Source organism: Flavobacterium sp. FlaQc-28, from assembly GCF_044007415.1.
GTDB lineage: Bacteria > Bacteroidota > Bacteroidia > Flavobacteriales > Flavobacteriaceae > Flavobacterium.
Genome location: NZ_JBIPCM010000003.1, coordinates 497,503 through 514,575, shown reverse-complemented (window position 1 = coordinate 514,575; position 17,073 = coordinate 497,503). Strand labels below are relative to the sequence as shown.

General features: G+C 36.0%; 7 protein-coding genes. All 7 read left to right on the top strand.

The annotated features are described in order from the left end of the window. The first annotated feature begins 117 nt into the window (after positions 1–117). The 7 genes from ACHRVL_RS11490 to ACHRVL_RS11460 all read left to right on the top strand — a co-directional run bounded on the left by ACHRVL_RS11490 (position 118) and on the right by ACHRVL_RS11460 (position 17,063). Positions 118–2,304 (top strand): alpha-rhamnosidase, encoded by a 2,187-nt coding sequence (locus ACHRVL_RS11490; RefSeq protein ID WP_395412856.1) that lies wholly within the window; start codon positions 118–120, stop codon positions 2,302–2,304. A gap of 259 nt (positions 2,305–2,563) precedes the next feature. After that, entirely contained in the window at positions 2,564–4,240 is a 1,677-nt protein-coding gene (locus ACHRVL_RS11485) for a hypothetical protein (RefSeq protein WP_395412854.1), read from the top strand. A 162-nt stretch (positions 4,241–4,402) separates the two neighbouring features. Beyond that, on the top strand, positions 4,403–5,530 hold the full coding sequence (locus ACHRVL_RS11480; RefSeq protein ID WP_395412852.1) for a glycosylase: 1,128 nt from the start codon (positions 4,403–4,405) through the stop codon (positions 5,528–5,530). 216 nt (positions 5,531–5,746) lie between these two features. After that, entirely contained in the window at positions 5,747–9,073 is a 3,327-nt protein-coding gene (locus tag ACHRVL_RS11475) for a glycoside hydrolase family 2 TIM barrel-domain containing protein (RefSeq protein ID WP_395412851.1), read from the top strand. A 287-nt stretch (positions 9,074–9,360) separates the two neighbouring features. Beyond that, positions 9,361–12,747, top strand: coding sequence for a glycosyl hydrolase (locus tag ACHRVL_RS11470; RefSeq protein WP_395412849.1), 3,387 nt, complete (start codon positions 9,361–9,363; stop codon positions 12,745–12,747). 301 nt (positions 12,748–13,048) lie between these two features. Then, positions 13,049–14,473, top strand: coding sequence for a sialate O-acetylesterase (locus ACHRVL_RS11465; RefSeq protein WP_395412848.1), 1,425 nt, complete (start codon positions 13,049–13,051; stop codon positions 14,471–14,473). Positions 14,474–14,729: 256 nt separating this feature from the next. Further along, positions 14,730–17,063, top strand: a complete 2,334-nt coding sequence (locus ACHRVL_RS11460; protein WP_395412846.1) for a DUF5703 domain-containing protein — start codon at positions 14,730–14,732, stop codon at positions 17,061–17,063. Positions 17,064–17,073 lie beyond the last annotated feature (10 nt).

Here is a 17,073-nt window from a genome sequence, read left to right as displayed (position 1 = left end):
TCATAATTTTTCCCTTAAAAATTTATCAAGAATCATAGTTTTTTATGAAATAACAGGATACTACAGGTTGTGAAATGTAAAAATAACACTTATCTTTAGTCCCAAAATAAACTAACTATGCTAAACCGCTTTTCCATTTTTAAGACTTTACTTCTTTTTGTTGCCCTTTTTTCGTGTTCGCTGTCATTTGCGCAAGAAAAACCAAAAGAAGCGACATGGATCTGGTATCCAGGAGATTTTGAAGTTTGGTTAAGCAATAAAATGCAGGTAAGACGTACAGAACGTGAAGCCGTATTTCCTCCGCTTTGGCAATATTACAGTCCGTATGCTTTGGTCACTTTTCAGACAGAAGTAGATATTCCAAAGCCAGACGAGGTAAAAATTTTCTCAGAAGGACCTTTTCAATTACTTTTAGATGGCGTTCAAATTTACGGACAGCCAAAATCGATTACAGTTCCTGCCGGTAAACACAAAATTTCTTTTAAAGTTTACAATCAGGAAGTATTGCCAGCTATTTATATTTCAGGTCAATACGTTAAATCTGATGCTTCTTGGAAAGTTACCAACGAAGATAAACTTTGGATTGATGAAACTGGAAAAGCTCAACAATCGGGTACACCTTGGGTTCCTGTTGGTTCTTGGAATTTTAATTCGCCAGAAAACAAACCTTCTGGGTTTAAACTAACAACCAAACCTTTAAGTGCAAAGAAAACCGAAAAAATAGGAGGGGGTCAATTGGTAGATTTTGGAAAAGAAACTTTCGGTTATATTAAAATTCACGGTTTAAAAGGAAAAGGCAAACTAGCATTGTATTATGGTGAATCTCGTGAAGAAGCTTTGGATTCTGCTAAATGCGAAACTTTAGATCATTTATCGTTTGATGGAAAACAACCTGAAACATACACTCATGATGGTTCTAAAGCATTCCGTTATGTTCAGGTACAAGCAGATGCAGGTGTAAAATACGATTCGATTTCCATGCTTTATGAATATTTGCCATTAGATTATCGTGGTGCATTCAAATCTTCGGACGAACAATTGAATAAAATTTGGGATGTGTCGGCATATACGATGCATTTAACATCTCGTGAATTTTTTATCGACGGAATTAAACGTGATCGCTGGGTTTGGTCTGGTGATGCTTATCAAAGTTATTTAATGAATTATTATTTGTTCTTTGATTCGGCTTCTGTAGAACGAACAATGTTAGCCCTTCGCGGAAAAGATCCTGTAACGGCTCACGTAAATATCATAATGGATTATTCGCTGTATTGGTTTGTTGGTGTTTACGATTATTACTTACACACAGGCGATACGAAATTCATCAAAATTTTTTATCCAAGAATGAAATCGCTTATGGATTTCTGCTTAGAAAGAAGAAACAAAAACGGATTCCTCGAACCATTAGAAGGCGACTGGGTTTTTATTGACTGGGCAGACGGACTTCCAAAAACGGGCGAAGTTAGTTTTGAACAAATGCTTTTAGCAAGAAGTCTTGAAGCAATGGCGGTAAGTGCAGAAATTGCTGGTAAAACCGAAGACCAAAAGCAATATGAAAAATTAGGAACTGATTTAAAAACCAAATTATTTGATGTCTTTTGGGATAAAAAAGAAAACGTCATGAAACACCAGCGTATCGATGGAAAAATCCAAAATATTGTAACCAGATACGCTAATATGTTCGGTATTTTCTTCAATTATTTTACTGACGAACAAAAACAAAGCGTAAAAAATAAAGTGTTGCTGAATAAAGATGTTCTTCAAATCACAACTCCATACATGCGTTTTTATGAGTTGGAAGCCTTGTGCGCAATGGGCGAACAGAATTATGTTTTAAAAGAAATGAAAGGCTATTGGGGCGGAATGCTGAATGAAGGCGCAACCTCTTTCTGGGAAGAATACAATCCGAACAAAAAAGGAACGGAACATTTAACAATGTACGGTCGTCCTTACGGGAAAAGTCTTTGCCACGCTTGGGGCGCAAGTCCGATTTACTTATTAGGGAAATATTATTTAGGTGTAAAACCAACTGCTCCGGGCTATTCACAATACGAAATCAAACCAAGTTTAGGAGGTTTAAAATGGATGGAAGGAAAAGTGCCAACACCAAACGGTGAAGTTGCCGTGTATTGCAGTACCAAAGAAATCAAAGTAAAAGCAGGCGAAGGAGAAGGGAAATTGATTTTTGAAAGTGCCAGCAAACCAAAAACAAACTTTGGAACAATTATAGAATTAACCAAAAATAAATATCAGTTGATTGTAAAACCGAATGTGGAGTATAAAGTGAGTTATAAGGCTATTTGAGTTATGAGTTATGAGTGATTAGTAATTAGTCACTAGTTTGTAACGTCTAGTTTGTCATTCCGAGGAACGAGGAATCACACTCGTAACCACAAAGATTGTCACGCCAGTTTTGTCATTTCGACGTAAGGAGAAATCTTCGCAAGTAGCTCCACACAGAATATCGCCAATCTTTGTAGAGTTTCTAACGAAGATTTCTCCTTACGTCGAAATGACAAGATTGAAGAAATTCAGAAAGAAGTCAATAAAAAATAAAAAAACAATGTTTTCAAAAAATAAAAAATACAACATCAAATTAAAAACCGCTTTCCTAATGTTATTAGCTGTCTGCATCCAAGCCACAGCACAAACCACCGCATGGAAACCAGCATCATATGAAATTGTAAAATCCAATTACAAAACTTTCAAAACGACACAATACGCCCATGCATTTTCAGGAAGCAAACACAATATCGTTCGTTTAGCTCCAGAACTGCAAGGTTTACAGGGAATTGAACTTCCTTTAGAAAAATATAAAAACGGAACTAATGTACCTTTGCAGTTAAAGTTTAAAGAGTCTGTTCAGGTTTTAATTGGCGTTTTTCAGGATAAAAATGCGGAATATCTTCAAGCTGATAAGCTTCAAAATGCTAAATTAATTTTAGAAAATGGAGCTACTGTGACAGGATTGCCAACTGTAAATGTTTATGCGATTTCTTTCTCAAAAGGAACACAAACCTTAAATCTTGGAAAAGGATTATTTGCAGTTTTAGGAGTTGTAAAAGCTTCTGAAAGAATAGAATCTAGAAATGCCAATTTCCCAGACGGAAAACTTTGGAACCCAACTTTTATTGTAGAAGGATTCTCAGATGAAAAACCGCTTTTCGAAATTATCGGTGGAGAAAATAAACCCGTTATTGATGAAGGAATGTCTGGAACAGAAGGAATTCAAGGTGGTTTTGAAGGCGGGCGTGTAGTAAAAGTTGGCGATACGTATCATATGTTTCCAACCGAAAGAGCAGGAGAAAAAGGCGTTGATTACTATTACGATCGTGTAAAAACTAAAATTGGACATTGGACAAGTAGAGATGCAATCCATTGGAAAAGAGAATCTACAATCTACCAAGCAAGCGGAACTTATGCCGTTACAGAAGACGATAATCCAATGAATGATCGTCGTGCAGCTATTTGGTCTTATATGCCAGTTTTTAATGAAAAAGTAAACAGATGGTACGGCTATTATTTGGCTTATACTGTAAGTAAAGAAATAGAACCAAATCATTCATTCGGAAGAATCTGGAGATGTGAATCGACAGTTGACGGAATTAACGGAATCGGCGGACCTTATAAAGATATGGGAATCATTATGGAACCGGGATTAGATTCTCAACCTTGGGAAGGACGTCAGGGCGTTGCTTCGTTTTTTCCATATCAGGTTGGCGATAAATATTTTGGATTTTATAGCGGTGCATATCCATTTAATTCATGGGCAGATTATCCGAAGAAATCAGGAAAAGGTTGGTTTGTGGCTTTAGCCGAATCCAAAAGTTTAGAAGGCCCTTGGTTGAGAATGAACAAAGGTTTGGAACCAATTAAAACTATGCATCCGTTATTCGTAGAAAATCCAATTGTAAGTCAATTACCAAACGGTCTGTACATCGCGATTTTCGACGGAGGCCCAGACGGCTGGGGACATCATTTACCGAATATGATTGCGTATTCATTATCCGCAGACGGAATTAATTGGGCAGAAGCACATTATCTTCCAATAGAAACTAAAGTTGAGAAATGGTGGGATATTATGAGAACTCCATTGTGTTTAATCCCAGAAGGAAATGATGTATACACAATCGTGTATAATGCAATCGATTTGAAGAGAAGATTTCATCCAACAGGAATGGTAAAAGTAAAATTGAACAAAGACGTAATGGAATCACGTTTAAAGGAATTGAAGAAATAAAAGAGAGTGGGAAGAAGAAAGATGTAAGAAGCAAGATTTTAGAATATAGAAAATAGAGAATAGAAAGTAAAAACTTTGCGACTCTTCGACTTTGCGAGATTAAATCATTCCAAAACAAAAAAACTTAGAGCCTTAGCGCCTTCGTGGCAAAAAAACATAAAAATGAAAATTAAATACCTAATCCTAACCATTTCAGCACTTGCTATAACCAGCTGTGCAACCAAATACAAGAAAAGAGAAATTACCGAAAAAGTAATGCAGGAGATTTACGAAGAAATCAAAACACCTTATAAATACGGTTTAGTGATGGTTCCTACCGACAACTCATACAAAATGGATTGTCCGAGTGTATTTAGAAAAGATGGTAAATGGTATATGACGTATTTAATTTATGACGGGAGAGGTTATGAAACGTGGTTAGCAGAAAGTGACAATCTTCTAGATTGGAAATATCTAGGAAAAGTAATGTCTTTCTCAGAAAATGAAAAACACTGGGATGTCAACCAAAAAGCAGGATATATTTCGTTACAAGATCTAACTTGGGGCGGAAGCTACGAATGGGAAAAATACGATGATAAATATTGGATGAGTTATTTTGGTGGAGACAGCAAAGGTTACGAAGCAGGCGTTTTATCAATCGGAATGGCTTACACTAAAGAAGCACCAACAAAACCACACGAATTTCAAAGATTAGAAAATCCGGTTTTAACACCAAAAGACAAAGATGCCAAATGGTGGGACAATAGTACGATGTACAAAAACAGCGTGATTCGAGATAAAGATAAATTGACGGGACACAATTTTATCATGTATTACAATGCCCGTGGCGACAGTATAAATCCTGCTAAAGGCGCTGAGCGTATTGCCATGGCGGTTTCAAACGACATGAAAACTTGGAAACGTTATGGCGATAAACCTTTAATCAACCATCATAAAGGAATCTCGGGAGATGCTTATATTCAGCGTATTAATGATACTTGGGTGATGTTTTATTTTGGAGCTTTCTGGACAGGTTGGAATCAAGGTGCATTTAACCGTTTTGCCGTTTCAAATGATTTAGTAAACTGGACCGACTGGAAAGGAGACGATTTAGTTAAATCTTCTGAACCTTACGATGATATGTTTGCTCATAAGTCATTTGTAGTAAAACATGACGGAGTAGTTTATCATTTTTATTGTGCCGTTAATAAAGCAGAACAAAGAGGAATTGCCATTGCAACATCTAAAGATTTAGGGAAAAGCAAATTGAATTTTGTGGCACCGCCGGAGAAAAAAGTGAAGAAGAATTAAGACTAAAGTACAAAGTATTAAGATAAAGTATGTTTTAAACCTGACAGGTTTTTAAAACCTGTCAGGTTTAATTAAACAAAATAAATAAAGATCCAGTTTGTCATTTCGAGGAACGAGAAATCACACTCGTAACCACAAAGATTGTCGATTATAGTTGCGGAATTTCTAGTGCGATTCCTCCTTCGTCGGAATGACAAAAAAACTAAAAATAAAATAATGTTTCAGTCAATTCAAAATAATAACTTTTCAAGGTTTCGATTTTCGATACCAACATCGGTATTCACATTTTTCATCTTACTTCTAACAACTTACACTCACGCCCAATCCGTAACAGGAGAACCAGCGGGAATCCCAGAATTGCATAAAAAGTACGAATTTGCTCCATGGGAAGATCCAACGGTTACAAGCATCAACAGACAACCTTCGAGAGCAACTGCTTATTCGTATACTTCTGTAGAAGATGCATTAAAAGGAGACAGAACCAAAAGCCGAATCCAAATGCTAAATGGCGATTGGAATTTTAAATATGCTGTGAATCTAAAAGAAGCGTCAAAAGATTTCTATAAAAATACGGTTTCAGGCTGGGATAAAATCGAAGTGCCATCAAACTGGGAAATGAAAGGATACGATAATCCAATTTACAAGAGTGCGGTTTATCCATTTAGACCCATAAATCCGCCTTATATTCCTAAAGATTATAATGGAGTTGGTTCTTATCAAAGAAGTTTTACCGTTCCTGAAAACTGGAAAGATATGACTGTGACTTTGCATTTTGGAGCCGTAAGTTCAGGTTTTGAAGTTTGGTTAAATGGAGAATTTTTGGGTTATGGAGAAGATAGTTTTCTGCCATCAGAATTTGATATTACGCCTTATTTAAAAGTAGGAGAAAATGTAGTTTCTGTTCGTGTAATTCGTTGGACAGATGGTTCTTATTTAGAAGATCAGGATCACTGGCGTATGAGCGGAATCCAGCGTGAAGTTTTCATTATGGCTGAGCCGAAATTACGCATTCAGGATTTCTTTGTTCAAACGAAATTAGACAAACAATATACAGATGCTATTTTTAAACTACGTCCCAGAGTTGAAAATCTAACAGGAGAAAAAATCAAAGATTACACCATGAATGTTCAATTGTATGATGCCAATAATATGGCAATGTTCAAAGAACCGCTTCAAAGACCTGTAATTGATTTAATCAACGAAAGTTATCCTCGTTTGGATAATGTTCGTTTTGGATTCTTCCAAGAAACCATCAAAAATCCAAAAAAATGGAGTTCAGAAGAACCGAATTTATACACAATGGTTATTTCCATAAAAGATAAAAACGGAAATGTTACCGAAGCAAAAAGCTGTAAAGTTGGTTTCCGTTCGATTGAATTCTCCAAAGGAAACGGAAAAATGCTCATTAACGGAAAAGAAACTTACGTTTATGGCGTAAACCGTCACGATCATCATCCAACAAGAGGAAAAGCGGTTACGAGGGAAGATATCAAACAAGATATTACCACGATTAAAAAGTTCAATTTCAACTTTATACGAACAAGCCATTATCCAAATGATCCTTATTTCTACGAATTATGCGATCAATATGGAATCATGGTTATGGACGAAGCGAATCAGGAAACACACGGAATTGGCGGAAAATTAAGCAACGATCCGCTTTGGACAAATGCTTATATGGAACGAATGACGAGAATGGTCGAAAGAGATAAAAACCATCCATCGGTTGTAATGTGGAGTTTGGGTAACGAAGGTGGAAAAGGACCAAATCATGCTGCAATGTCGGGCTGGGTTCATGATTTTGATATTACGCGTCCCGTACATTACGAACCAGCACAGGGAAATGCCAAATTAGACGGTTATATCGATCCGCTTGATCCGGGATATCCAAAAACAATCGATCACGCTTATAGATTCGAAAATCCGCAGGATGATTCTTATGTTGATATGGTCAGCCGTTTTTATCCAGGCGTTTTTACTCCGAAATTTTTAGTAGATCAAAAGAAAGACATACGTCCGATTATTTTCGTTGAATATTCACATGCAATGGGAAATTCAGTTGGAAATTTAAAAGAATTATGGGATGAATTTCGTTCGCTTCCAAGAGTGATTGGAGGCTGTATCTGGGAATTTAAAGATCAGGGAATCGTAAAATTTGATTCCAGATCAGGTCAGAATTATTTTGCTCACGGAGGAGATTTTGGAGAAAAATACCATGATGGAAACTTCAATACAAAAGGAATTGTAGATTCTAACGGAAAACCAAAAGGTTCCATTTTTGAGAATAAATGGGTGTATCAGCCAGCGATTTCGACTTTAAATGGAAATCAGTTAGAAATCAAAAATCGTCAGGCCGTTAAATCTTTAGAAGGTTATATTCCTGTTTTAAAAGTGTTGGAAAACGGAAATGTAATCAAAACTCAGATTTTAAAGCCGTTTAAAGTAGAAGCAGGACAATCAACGACTTTAGATATCAGTTCTTATCTTCCAAAAATGAAAGCTGATGCTGAATATATTTTAAATATAGAATTCCAGCTTTCGAAAGATGAACTTTGGGCATCAAAAGGTTACGCTGTCGCGGAAGATCAGTTTCTGCTGAAAAAGAAAGAAGCGATTTCTCCAGAATCTAAAAAAGAAACTTTAAATGTTTCTGAATCTGATTCAGATTTCAAAATTAAAGGCAAAACTTTGGATATTACAATTGGAAAAACAAACGGAGCTTTGAGTTCGTATGTTTTTAACGGAGAAGAACAAGTTTTTGCACCGCTATTACCAAACTTCGTAAGACCACTTACAGACAACGACAAACGCGGATGGAAATCGCAAAAGTTGTTAAAACAATGGTATAAAGCAAAACCAAAATTGGTTAACATTTCAATTGATAAATCAGCTTCAGAAATCAAAATAACAAGCGATTACGAAGTCATAAAAGACAGCGCAAGTGTAAAAGTAATCTACAACATTTTATCAAACGGATTAATAAAAGTCGATTACAGCTTAAAAGCTTCAAACAAACTGCCAAATATTCCAAAGATCGGAATGCAAATGGGAGTTCAGAGAAAATTCGATCAGATTTCATGGTACGGTAAAGGAGAATTAGAAAATTACAGCGACAGAAGTTTTGGTTCGTTTGTTGGGAAATATTCACTTCCAATAAATGATTTTATCGAACATTATCCAAAACCTCAGGAAAACGGAAACCGATGTGATGTAAGATGGATGGCATTAAGTACTCCGCTGAAAAGTAATGGTTTTCTAGTTGTAAATGATACCAAAGTTCTAAGCATGAGCGCATGGCCGTATACACAAGAAAACTTGAGTTCATCTGGTCATACATACGATTTGAAAGATCCGGGATTCTTGACTGTAAATATAGATTTAATCCAAATGGGAGTAGGAGGAAATGACAGCTGGACATTGGTTGCACAGCCTTTAGAGCAGTATCAGATTAAATCAGGAGATTATCAGTATAGTTTTTACTTGATGCCTTTTAATGGTTCAAAAAATGAATTGGAAAGTAGTTTGAAGAAGTTTAAATATTAATTGATAATTGATAATTGATAATTGATAATTGATAATTGATAATTTTAAAATTAAGAACTAAAAGTTTAAGGCACAGTTTGTCATTTCGAGGGACGAGAAATCTTCACAAGAAACTCTACAAAGTGATCCACCATGCGGAGCTACTCACGAAGATTTCTCCTTACGTCGAAATGACAAAAAAGACGAAAAAAAAGTAAAAAATCTGCCAAATCAGCCAAATCTGCGAGAGTAAATTTTTCCCGCAGATTTGACAGATAAAACAGATTATCAAAAAAAGACAAAGAATAATGTTTCAAAAAAAACACCTCTTTTTTATCCTCCTTTTAGCAAGCCTCGTCTCTGCACAGGAAGTCCATAAAAAAGAATCTTTTCAACCAACATTAGAATCCTCCAAAACTTGGGTGTATTGGTATTGGATGAAATCGGCGTATTCTAAAGCAGGAATCACAGCCGATTTAGAAGCCATGAAACAAGCCGGCATTGCGGGCGCTTATTTAATGACTATTAAAGGTCCAGCCAATCCGCCATTGATAGACCCGCCGGTTTTACAGTTGAGTCCTGAATTTTGGGATATGATTCATTGGGCTTTCAAAGAAGCAGATCGTTTAGGTTTGAAACTAGCTTTTCACGGAGCTGACGGATTTGCTGTTGCAGGAGGGCCGTGGATTACCCCAGAAATGTCAATGCAGAAAGTAGTCTGGTCAACGATTGAAATTTTAGGAGGTAAAAAAGTTGTTTCGAAATTACCAGTTCCAGAGCATTACAAAGATTATTATAAAGACATTGCCACTTTTGCTATTCCGATAAAGGAATACCAAATTACTTCGCAAATTCAATTGTCAAAAGTAACGACATCAAACAATAGCGATGCCTCGTTTTTGGCTGATCCTAAAAAAGATGAAAACTTCAAGTTTGCTGATGCAGGTTGGATTCAGTATGAATTTGCACAGCCTTTTACCTGTAAATCTATTGTGATTGAAACCAAAGGAAGAGATTTTCAGGCACAGCGTCTGATTGTAGAAGTGAGTGATGATGGAGTCAATTTTAGATTCCACGAAAGAATGATTGCACCACGTCACGGTTGGCAGGATATGGATTTCCCAAACACACATACCATTACGCCTGTTACGGCAAAATATTTCAGATTTGTTTATGATCCAAAAGGAACTGAACCTGGAGCAGAAGATTTGGATTTTGCGAAGTGGAAACAAAATTTGAAAGTGAGTAAAATAACCCTTTCAAATCAATCTCTGATTGATAATTACGAAGGGAAATCAGGAGCGATTTGGCGTTTGACTCCACAGACTACAGAAAAAGAAATTCCAAACTCTGATACATTCAAAAAATCAGAAATTATCTATATTTCGAATTTTGTTGATGCGGAAGGAAATTTGAACTGGAAAGCACCAAAAGGAAAGTGGAAAATCATCCGAATGGGACATACTTCGACAGGACATGAAAATGCCACTGGCGGAGCAGGAAAAGGACTGGAAGTTGATAAATTCGATCCAGAATTAATTCGTTTTCAGTTGGATCATTGGTTTGGAGAAGCCGTTCGCTCGGCCGGGCCCGAATTAGCTTCAAAAGTTTTAGAAATTCTGCATTTTGACAGCTGGGAATGTGGAAGCCAAAATTGGTCTTCGGTTTTTCAGGCTGAATTTAAAAAGAGACGTGGCTACGATCTTGTAGAATATCTTCCAGTTATGGCAGGAATTCCGATAGAAAATGCCGATTTTTCAGAGAAAGTTTTATACGATGTTCGAAAAACAATTGCCGATTTATTAGCTGATAATTTCTATGGAACTGTTGCTCAGATTGCCAAAGAATATAACGTTAAGTTAAGTTCAGAAAACGTTGCGCCAACAATGATGAGTGATGCTTTGCTGCATTATAAATATGTCGATTATCCAGGTGGTGAATTTTGGCTGAAAAGCCCGACACACGACAAACCTTTTGATATGATCGATGCCATTTCGGGCGGACATATTTACGGAAAAGATATTATTCAGGCAGAATCTTTTACAGCGCTGAGAATGGATTGGGACGAACATCCCGGAAATCTAAAAACAACAGCAGACCGCAATTATGCCTTAGGAATTAACCGTTTATTTTATCATGTTTTTGTACATAATCCGTGGACGGACAGGAAACCAGGAATGACTTTGGATGATATCGGAACTTTTTTCCAAAGAGACCAAACTTGGTGGAAACCTGGAAAAGCTTGGTTTGATTATTGCCAAAGAGTACAGTTTCAGTTGCAAAAAGGAAAACCTGTAATCGACTTGGCGGTTTTTATTGGTGAAGATTTTCCTTCTCGTTCTTTTGTTCCAGATCGTTTGGTACCTTTTATTCCAAATGTTTTTGGAATAGAAAGGTTAGAAAGCGAGAAAATCCGTTTAGAAAATGAAGGTCAGCCAACGGCAAAAATGCCAAAAGAAGTCACCTATTCTAAAAATATAACCGATTTATCACAATGGATTAATCCGCTAAATGGTTATCAATATGATTCTTTTAATGTTGATGTTTTAATTAATAGAGCGAAAGTAGTAAACGGAAAAATCTCATTTGAAGGCGGAATTGAATATGGAGCTTTATTCTTCCCAGGAAGTCATAAAATGGCACCAAATAAGATGCTTTCTTTGGCTTCCGCCGAAAAAATCCTCCAATTAATAAAAGATGGAGCAACGATTTTTGTAGATGAAAAACCAAACCTTCAGCCAGGAATTCAATCAGAAGCTAATCAAAAGAAATGGGAAAATATAATTGATGAAATTTGGAATAATGCCAATTCTTCAACATGGAAAATCGGAAAAGGTACGGTTATCAAATTACCGTATTTAGGAAATGATTTTGCTTCAATTGGAATTACTCAGGATATTTATTTCCCTAATTTAAAGCGTTCTGAAGCTGAAACATTGGCGTGGACACATCGAAAATCAGACATTGAAGATGTTTATTTCATTTCCAACCAAAAAGGAGAAAAAAGAACATTTGATGCCTCTTTCAGAATTTCAGGAAAAGTACCGCAATGGTACAATCCCGTAACAGATCAAACTTCGGCTTTAGCCAATTGGAAAATAGAAAACGGAAGAACAATTGTTTCGATAGCTTTAGATGCCAACGAATCTGGTTTTGTGATTTTTAAAGAAGAAACGAAAGAATTTTTAGTACAAGGAAAATCCTCTGAATTTGAAAAAGTGCAGGCTTTAGATGAAAACTGGGAATTACAATTTGATCCAACTTTTAAAGGTCCAAAAGAAGTGGTAAAAACAAACAAGCTTTTTGATTGGAGTGCTTCTGAAAATGATCAAATTAAGCATTATTCAGGAACTGTTATTTACAAAAAAGAGTTTATCTGGAAAGGAAAAGATTCTAATAAAATATGGTTGGATTTAGGAGAAATCTCAAATATTGCCGAAATCAAAATCAACGGAAAAGATTGCGGAACGCTTTGGACTTTCCCTTTCAAAACTGATATTTCAAAAGCTTTACAAAAAGGAAAAAATACAATAGAAATTAAAATCACAAATACCTGGAGAAACAGATTAATTGGCGATCAAAAATTGCCAAAAGAAGAGAGATTAACTTGGACAACAGCGCCATTTCGTTTAGAAGGAGAACCGTTGTTGAAAGCAGGTTTATTGGGGCCAGTAAGTATCGTAAAAGAAAAATAAGTTTTAGCCGCAGATTAAAGGATTAAAAAAGATTTTTTTTTTTGACAAAGAAAAAAGTTAATTGCCTCCAGCTTTAGCTGGAGGTTTAGAAGAATCCACAACAGGGCTTTAGCCAAATAATTAGTTTGGCTAAAGCCCATTGAGAAGAAAGATTTGATAATCCTCCAGCTAAAGCTGGAGGCAATTAAAAAAGAAAATAAGTACACATAAAAAGGGGGAGAATTGAGGAAAATTCGTGAATTCGTGGCGATAAAAAAAATCCAAATAATACTTTTAATCTGTGGCAAAAAATAAATAGAAAATGAAAAAAACAATTATTGCATTATTAACGATTTTAGCAACCTTTCAAATCAATGCAAAAATCAAACTGCCAGCCTTGTTTACCGATAACATGATGCTGCAGCAAAAATCCAACGCGCCAATTTGGGGCTGGGCAGAAAAGAATGCCAACATTGTAATCAAAACTTCTTGGGATTCTAAGACTTACAAGGTAAAAGCAGATGCTTCAGGTAAATGGAAAACAGAATTAAAAACGGTTTCATTTGGTGGCCCTTATACCATTGAAGTTTCAGAAGGAAACGAGAAAGTAACCATTAAAAATGTTTTGCTAGGTGAAGTATGGCTTTGTTCAGGTCAGTCGAATATGGAAATGCCTTTGAAAGGATTTCAAGGTCAGCCTGTTAAAAATGGAAACGAAATTATCGTAAGATCAGCCAATAAAAACATTCGGTTAATTACGATTCCAAGAGCAACGGTTTTAGAACCTTTACAAGATTTCGAAGGAAAATGGGATGAAGCTTCTCCAAAATCGACTTCAAATTTTAGTGCAACAGCTTGGTATTTTGGATCGCTCTTACAAGAAGTTTTAGATGTTCCGGTTGGTTTAATTCATGTTTCGTACGGCGGTTCAAGTATGGAAGCGTGGATGAATCAGGAAATGCTGAAAGATTTTACAAGTGCTAAAATCCCGACTACAAAAGAAGAATTAGTAAAAGACCCAAATCGTGTACCAACGACTTTGTTTAACGGAATGCTTTCGCCTGTAATTGGTTACGGAATCAAAGGCTGTATCTGGTATCAGGGAGAATCAAATTACGAAAGAGCTTCTGAATATACTGCTTTAATGAAAAAAATGATCAGCAGTTGGAGAACGTTATGGAATCAGGGAGATTTTGCGTTTTACTATGCCCAGATTGCTCCGTTTAATTACGCTTCATTTCATCCAAAAGATTATTTAGAAAAATACAATTCGGCTTATTTGAGAGAAGCACAGTTTAAGGCTTCAAAGGAAATTCCAAATTCAGGAATGGCTGTTTTAATGGATGTTGGAGAAGAAAATAACATTCATCCAATGGACAAGGAAAAAGGAGGAAACCGTTTGGCTTTTCAAGCTTTGGCAAGAACGTACGGAATTGAAGGTTTCGAATACGAAAGTCCGAAATACAAATCGATGGAAATAAAAGATGGCGCTGTAACCGTTTCTTTTGATGATGTTAATAACGGAATTACATCTTATGATAAAGAAGTTTTAGGTTTTGAAATCGCAGGAGCAGACAAAATTTTTTATCCAGCAAAAACTGTGGTAAGAAGAAAATCTGTGGTTCTGACTTCGGATAAAGTAAAGAATCCTGTTGCAGTAAGATATTTATGGAAAGATTTCGTCAAAGCGGAATTGTTTAGCGCAGGTGGTTTGCCAGTTTCTTCGTTTAGGACAGACGAATGGTAATATACGGATGCTCCTGCAAGGTTTTCAAAACCTTGTAGGTGTTTTGAATTATGAGTTTAACGTCTAGTTTGTCATCCCGAGGAACGAGGGATCTCCGCAAGTAACTCGACAAAGATTTAGACACGCTTAATTTATAACTCTCGCAGATTTGGCAGATTTATGAGATAATAATAAATCTGCTCAATCAGCTAAATCTGCGAGAGAAAATAAAAAAATATACCTACAAGGTTTTGGAAACCTTGCAGGAAAGAAAACGATGAAAAATAATATTATACTATTACTACTTCTCTTCACAACGCTTTGCCTCAAAGCGCAAGTTCCTGCGCTCGATAATTACAATCAGGTTTGGACAACGCAAAGCAACAATTCATCAGAATCTATGCCTTTGGGAGGCGGAGATATTGGTATGAATGTCTGGGTGGAGAAAGGCGATTTATATTTCTATTTTTCACGAAGCGGAACTTTTGATGAACACAATACTTTATTGAAATTAGGTCGTGTAAAAGTGGCTTTAAGTCCGAATCCGTTTGAAGGAAAAGATGGTTTTCATCAGGAATTGAAGCTTAAGGACGGATATGTTTTGGTTGGACAGAATGATACTAAAATCAAACTTTGGGTTGATGTTTTTAAACCGATAATTCATGTTGATTTAGAAAGTAAAAAAACATTAAAAATGACGGCTTCTTATGAAAGCTGGCGTTATCAAAATCGTTATCTGAAAGGAAAAGAAAACAACGCGAATTCTTATAAATGGGCGCCTCAGGGAGAACTTATTACTTATAAAGATTCTATTTCGTTTGAAAATAACGGAATAAAATTTTATCATAGAAACAGGGAAAATACTGTTTTTGATGTTGCGGTAAAACAGCAGAAAATGGAATCGGTTAAAGATCAAATGCTGAACCCGATTGCGAATCTGACTTTCGGCGGATTTATGAAAGGCGATAATCTAAAACCAGACGGAACATATCTTGGAAAATATCAGAATACCGATTTTAAAGGGTTTAATTTAATAAGCATAAAACCATCCAAAAAACATTCTTTAGAAATTTATTTAAACACCAATCAATCTGATTTTTCTGGTTGGGATAATGGATTGAAAAATCTGATTTCTTCGAATAAAAACACAGCAAAACAAGCCGAAAAAAACACTCAAAAATGGTGGAATAATTTTTGGAACCGCAGTTTTATTTTCACTCAAAAAAATCAATCGAATGCTAAAGATTCGGTTTATCAGATTGGGCAGAATTATCAATTGTTTCGATATATGCTCGGATGTAATGCGTACGGAAAATATCCAACAAAATTCAACGGCGGACTTTTTACAGTTGATCCCGTTTTTACTAATAAAGACCTAAATTTTACGCCTGATTTTAGAAATTGGGGAGGAGGAACCATGACAGCTCAAAACCAACGATTGGTTTATTTTCCGATGGTAAAAAGCGGTGATTTTGATATGATGAAATCGCAATTGGATTATTATTTGAGCCTTCAAAAAAATGCAGAATTACGTTCAAAAGTATATTGGAATCATAACGGCGCTTCATTCACCGAACAATTAGAAAACTTTGGTTTGCCAAACCCGGCAGAATACGAATGGAAACGCCCTGCAGATTACGATCCGGGAATGGAATATAATGCTTGGTTGGAATACGAATGGGACACGGTTTTAGAGTTCTGCCAAATGATGTTGCAACAAAAAGAATATGCAGGAGAAGATATTCAAAAATACAATCAGTTTATTATAAGTTGTCTGCGTTTTTTTGATGAGCATTATCAATATCTGGCGAAACAAAGAGGCAGAAAATCTTTGGATGGAAACGGAAAATTAATTCTTTTTCCGGGTTCAGGAGCAGAAACTTATAAAATGGCGAATAATGCCAATAGCACAATTTCGGCTTTACAAGTAATTACAGAAAGTCTTTTAAACCTTTCAGGGAATCAATTGTCAAAAGAAGATGTTGAATATTTAAAAGCATTTCAAACGAGAATTCCGCCTTTAAATTTCGGGCAGATTGAAAATCATAAAGTTTTGATACCTGCTAAAACTTGGGAAAGAGTTAATAATTCGGAAGTTCCGCAATTGTATCCCGTTTATCCGTGGGGAATTTATGGAGTTGGGAAACCTGATTTAGAAACGGCTTTAAATACGTGGAAATATGATCCAGATGCTTTAAAATTTAGAAGTCATATTGGATGGAAACAGGATAATATTTTTTCGGCTCGTTTGGGATTAACCGAAGAAGCGATGAAATACAATACACTTAAAATGGCGAATTCAGAAAGACGTTTTCCTGCTTTTTGGGGACCGGGTTTTGACTGGGTTCCAGATCATAATTGGGGTGGATCGGGAATGATTGGCATGCAGGAAATGCTTTTGCAGGAAGCAGACGGGAAAATCTATCTTTTTCCTGCCTGGCCAAAAGATTGGAACGTTCATTTTAAATTACATGCCAAACAAAATACTACAATTGAAGCCGAACTCCTGAATGGAGAATTGAAGGTTTTAAAAGTAATTCCAAAAGAAAGAGAAAAAGACATTATAAATCTGTTAGGAAAATCTGAAACAGAGAAAACGAAATTAAACTAACTATTACCAA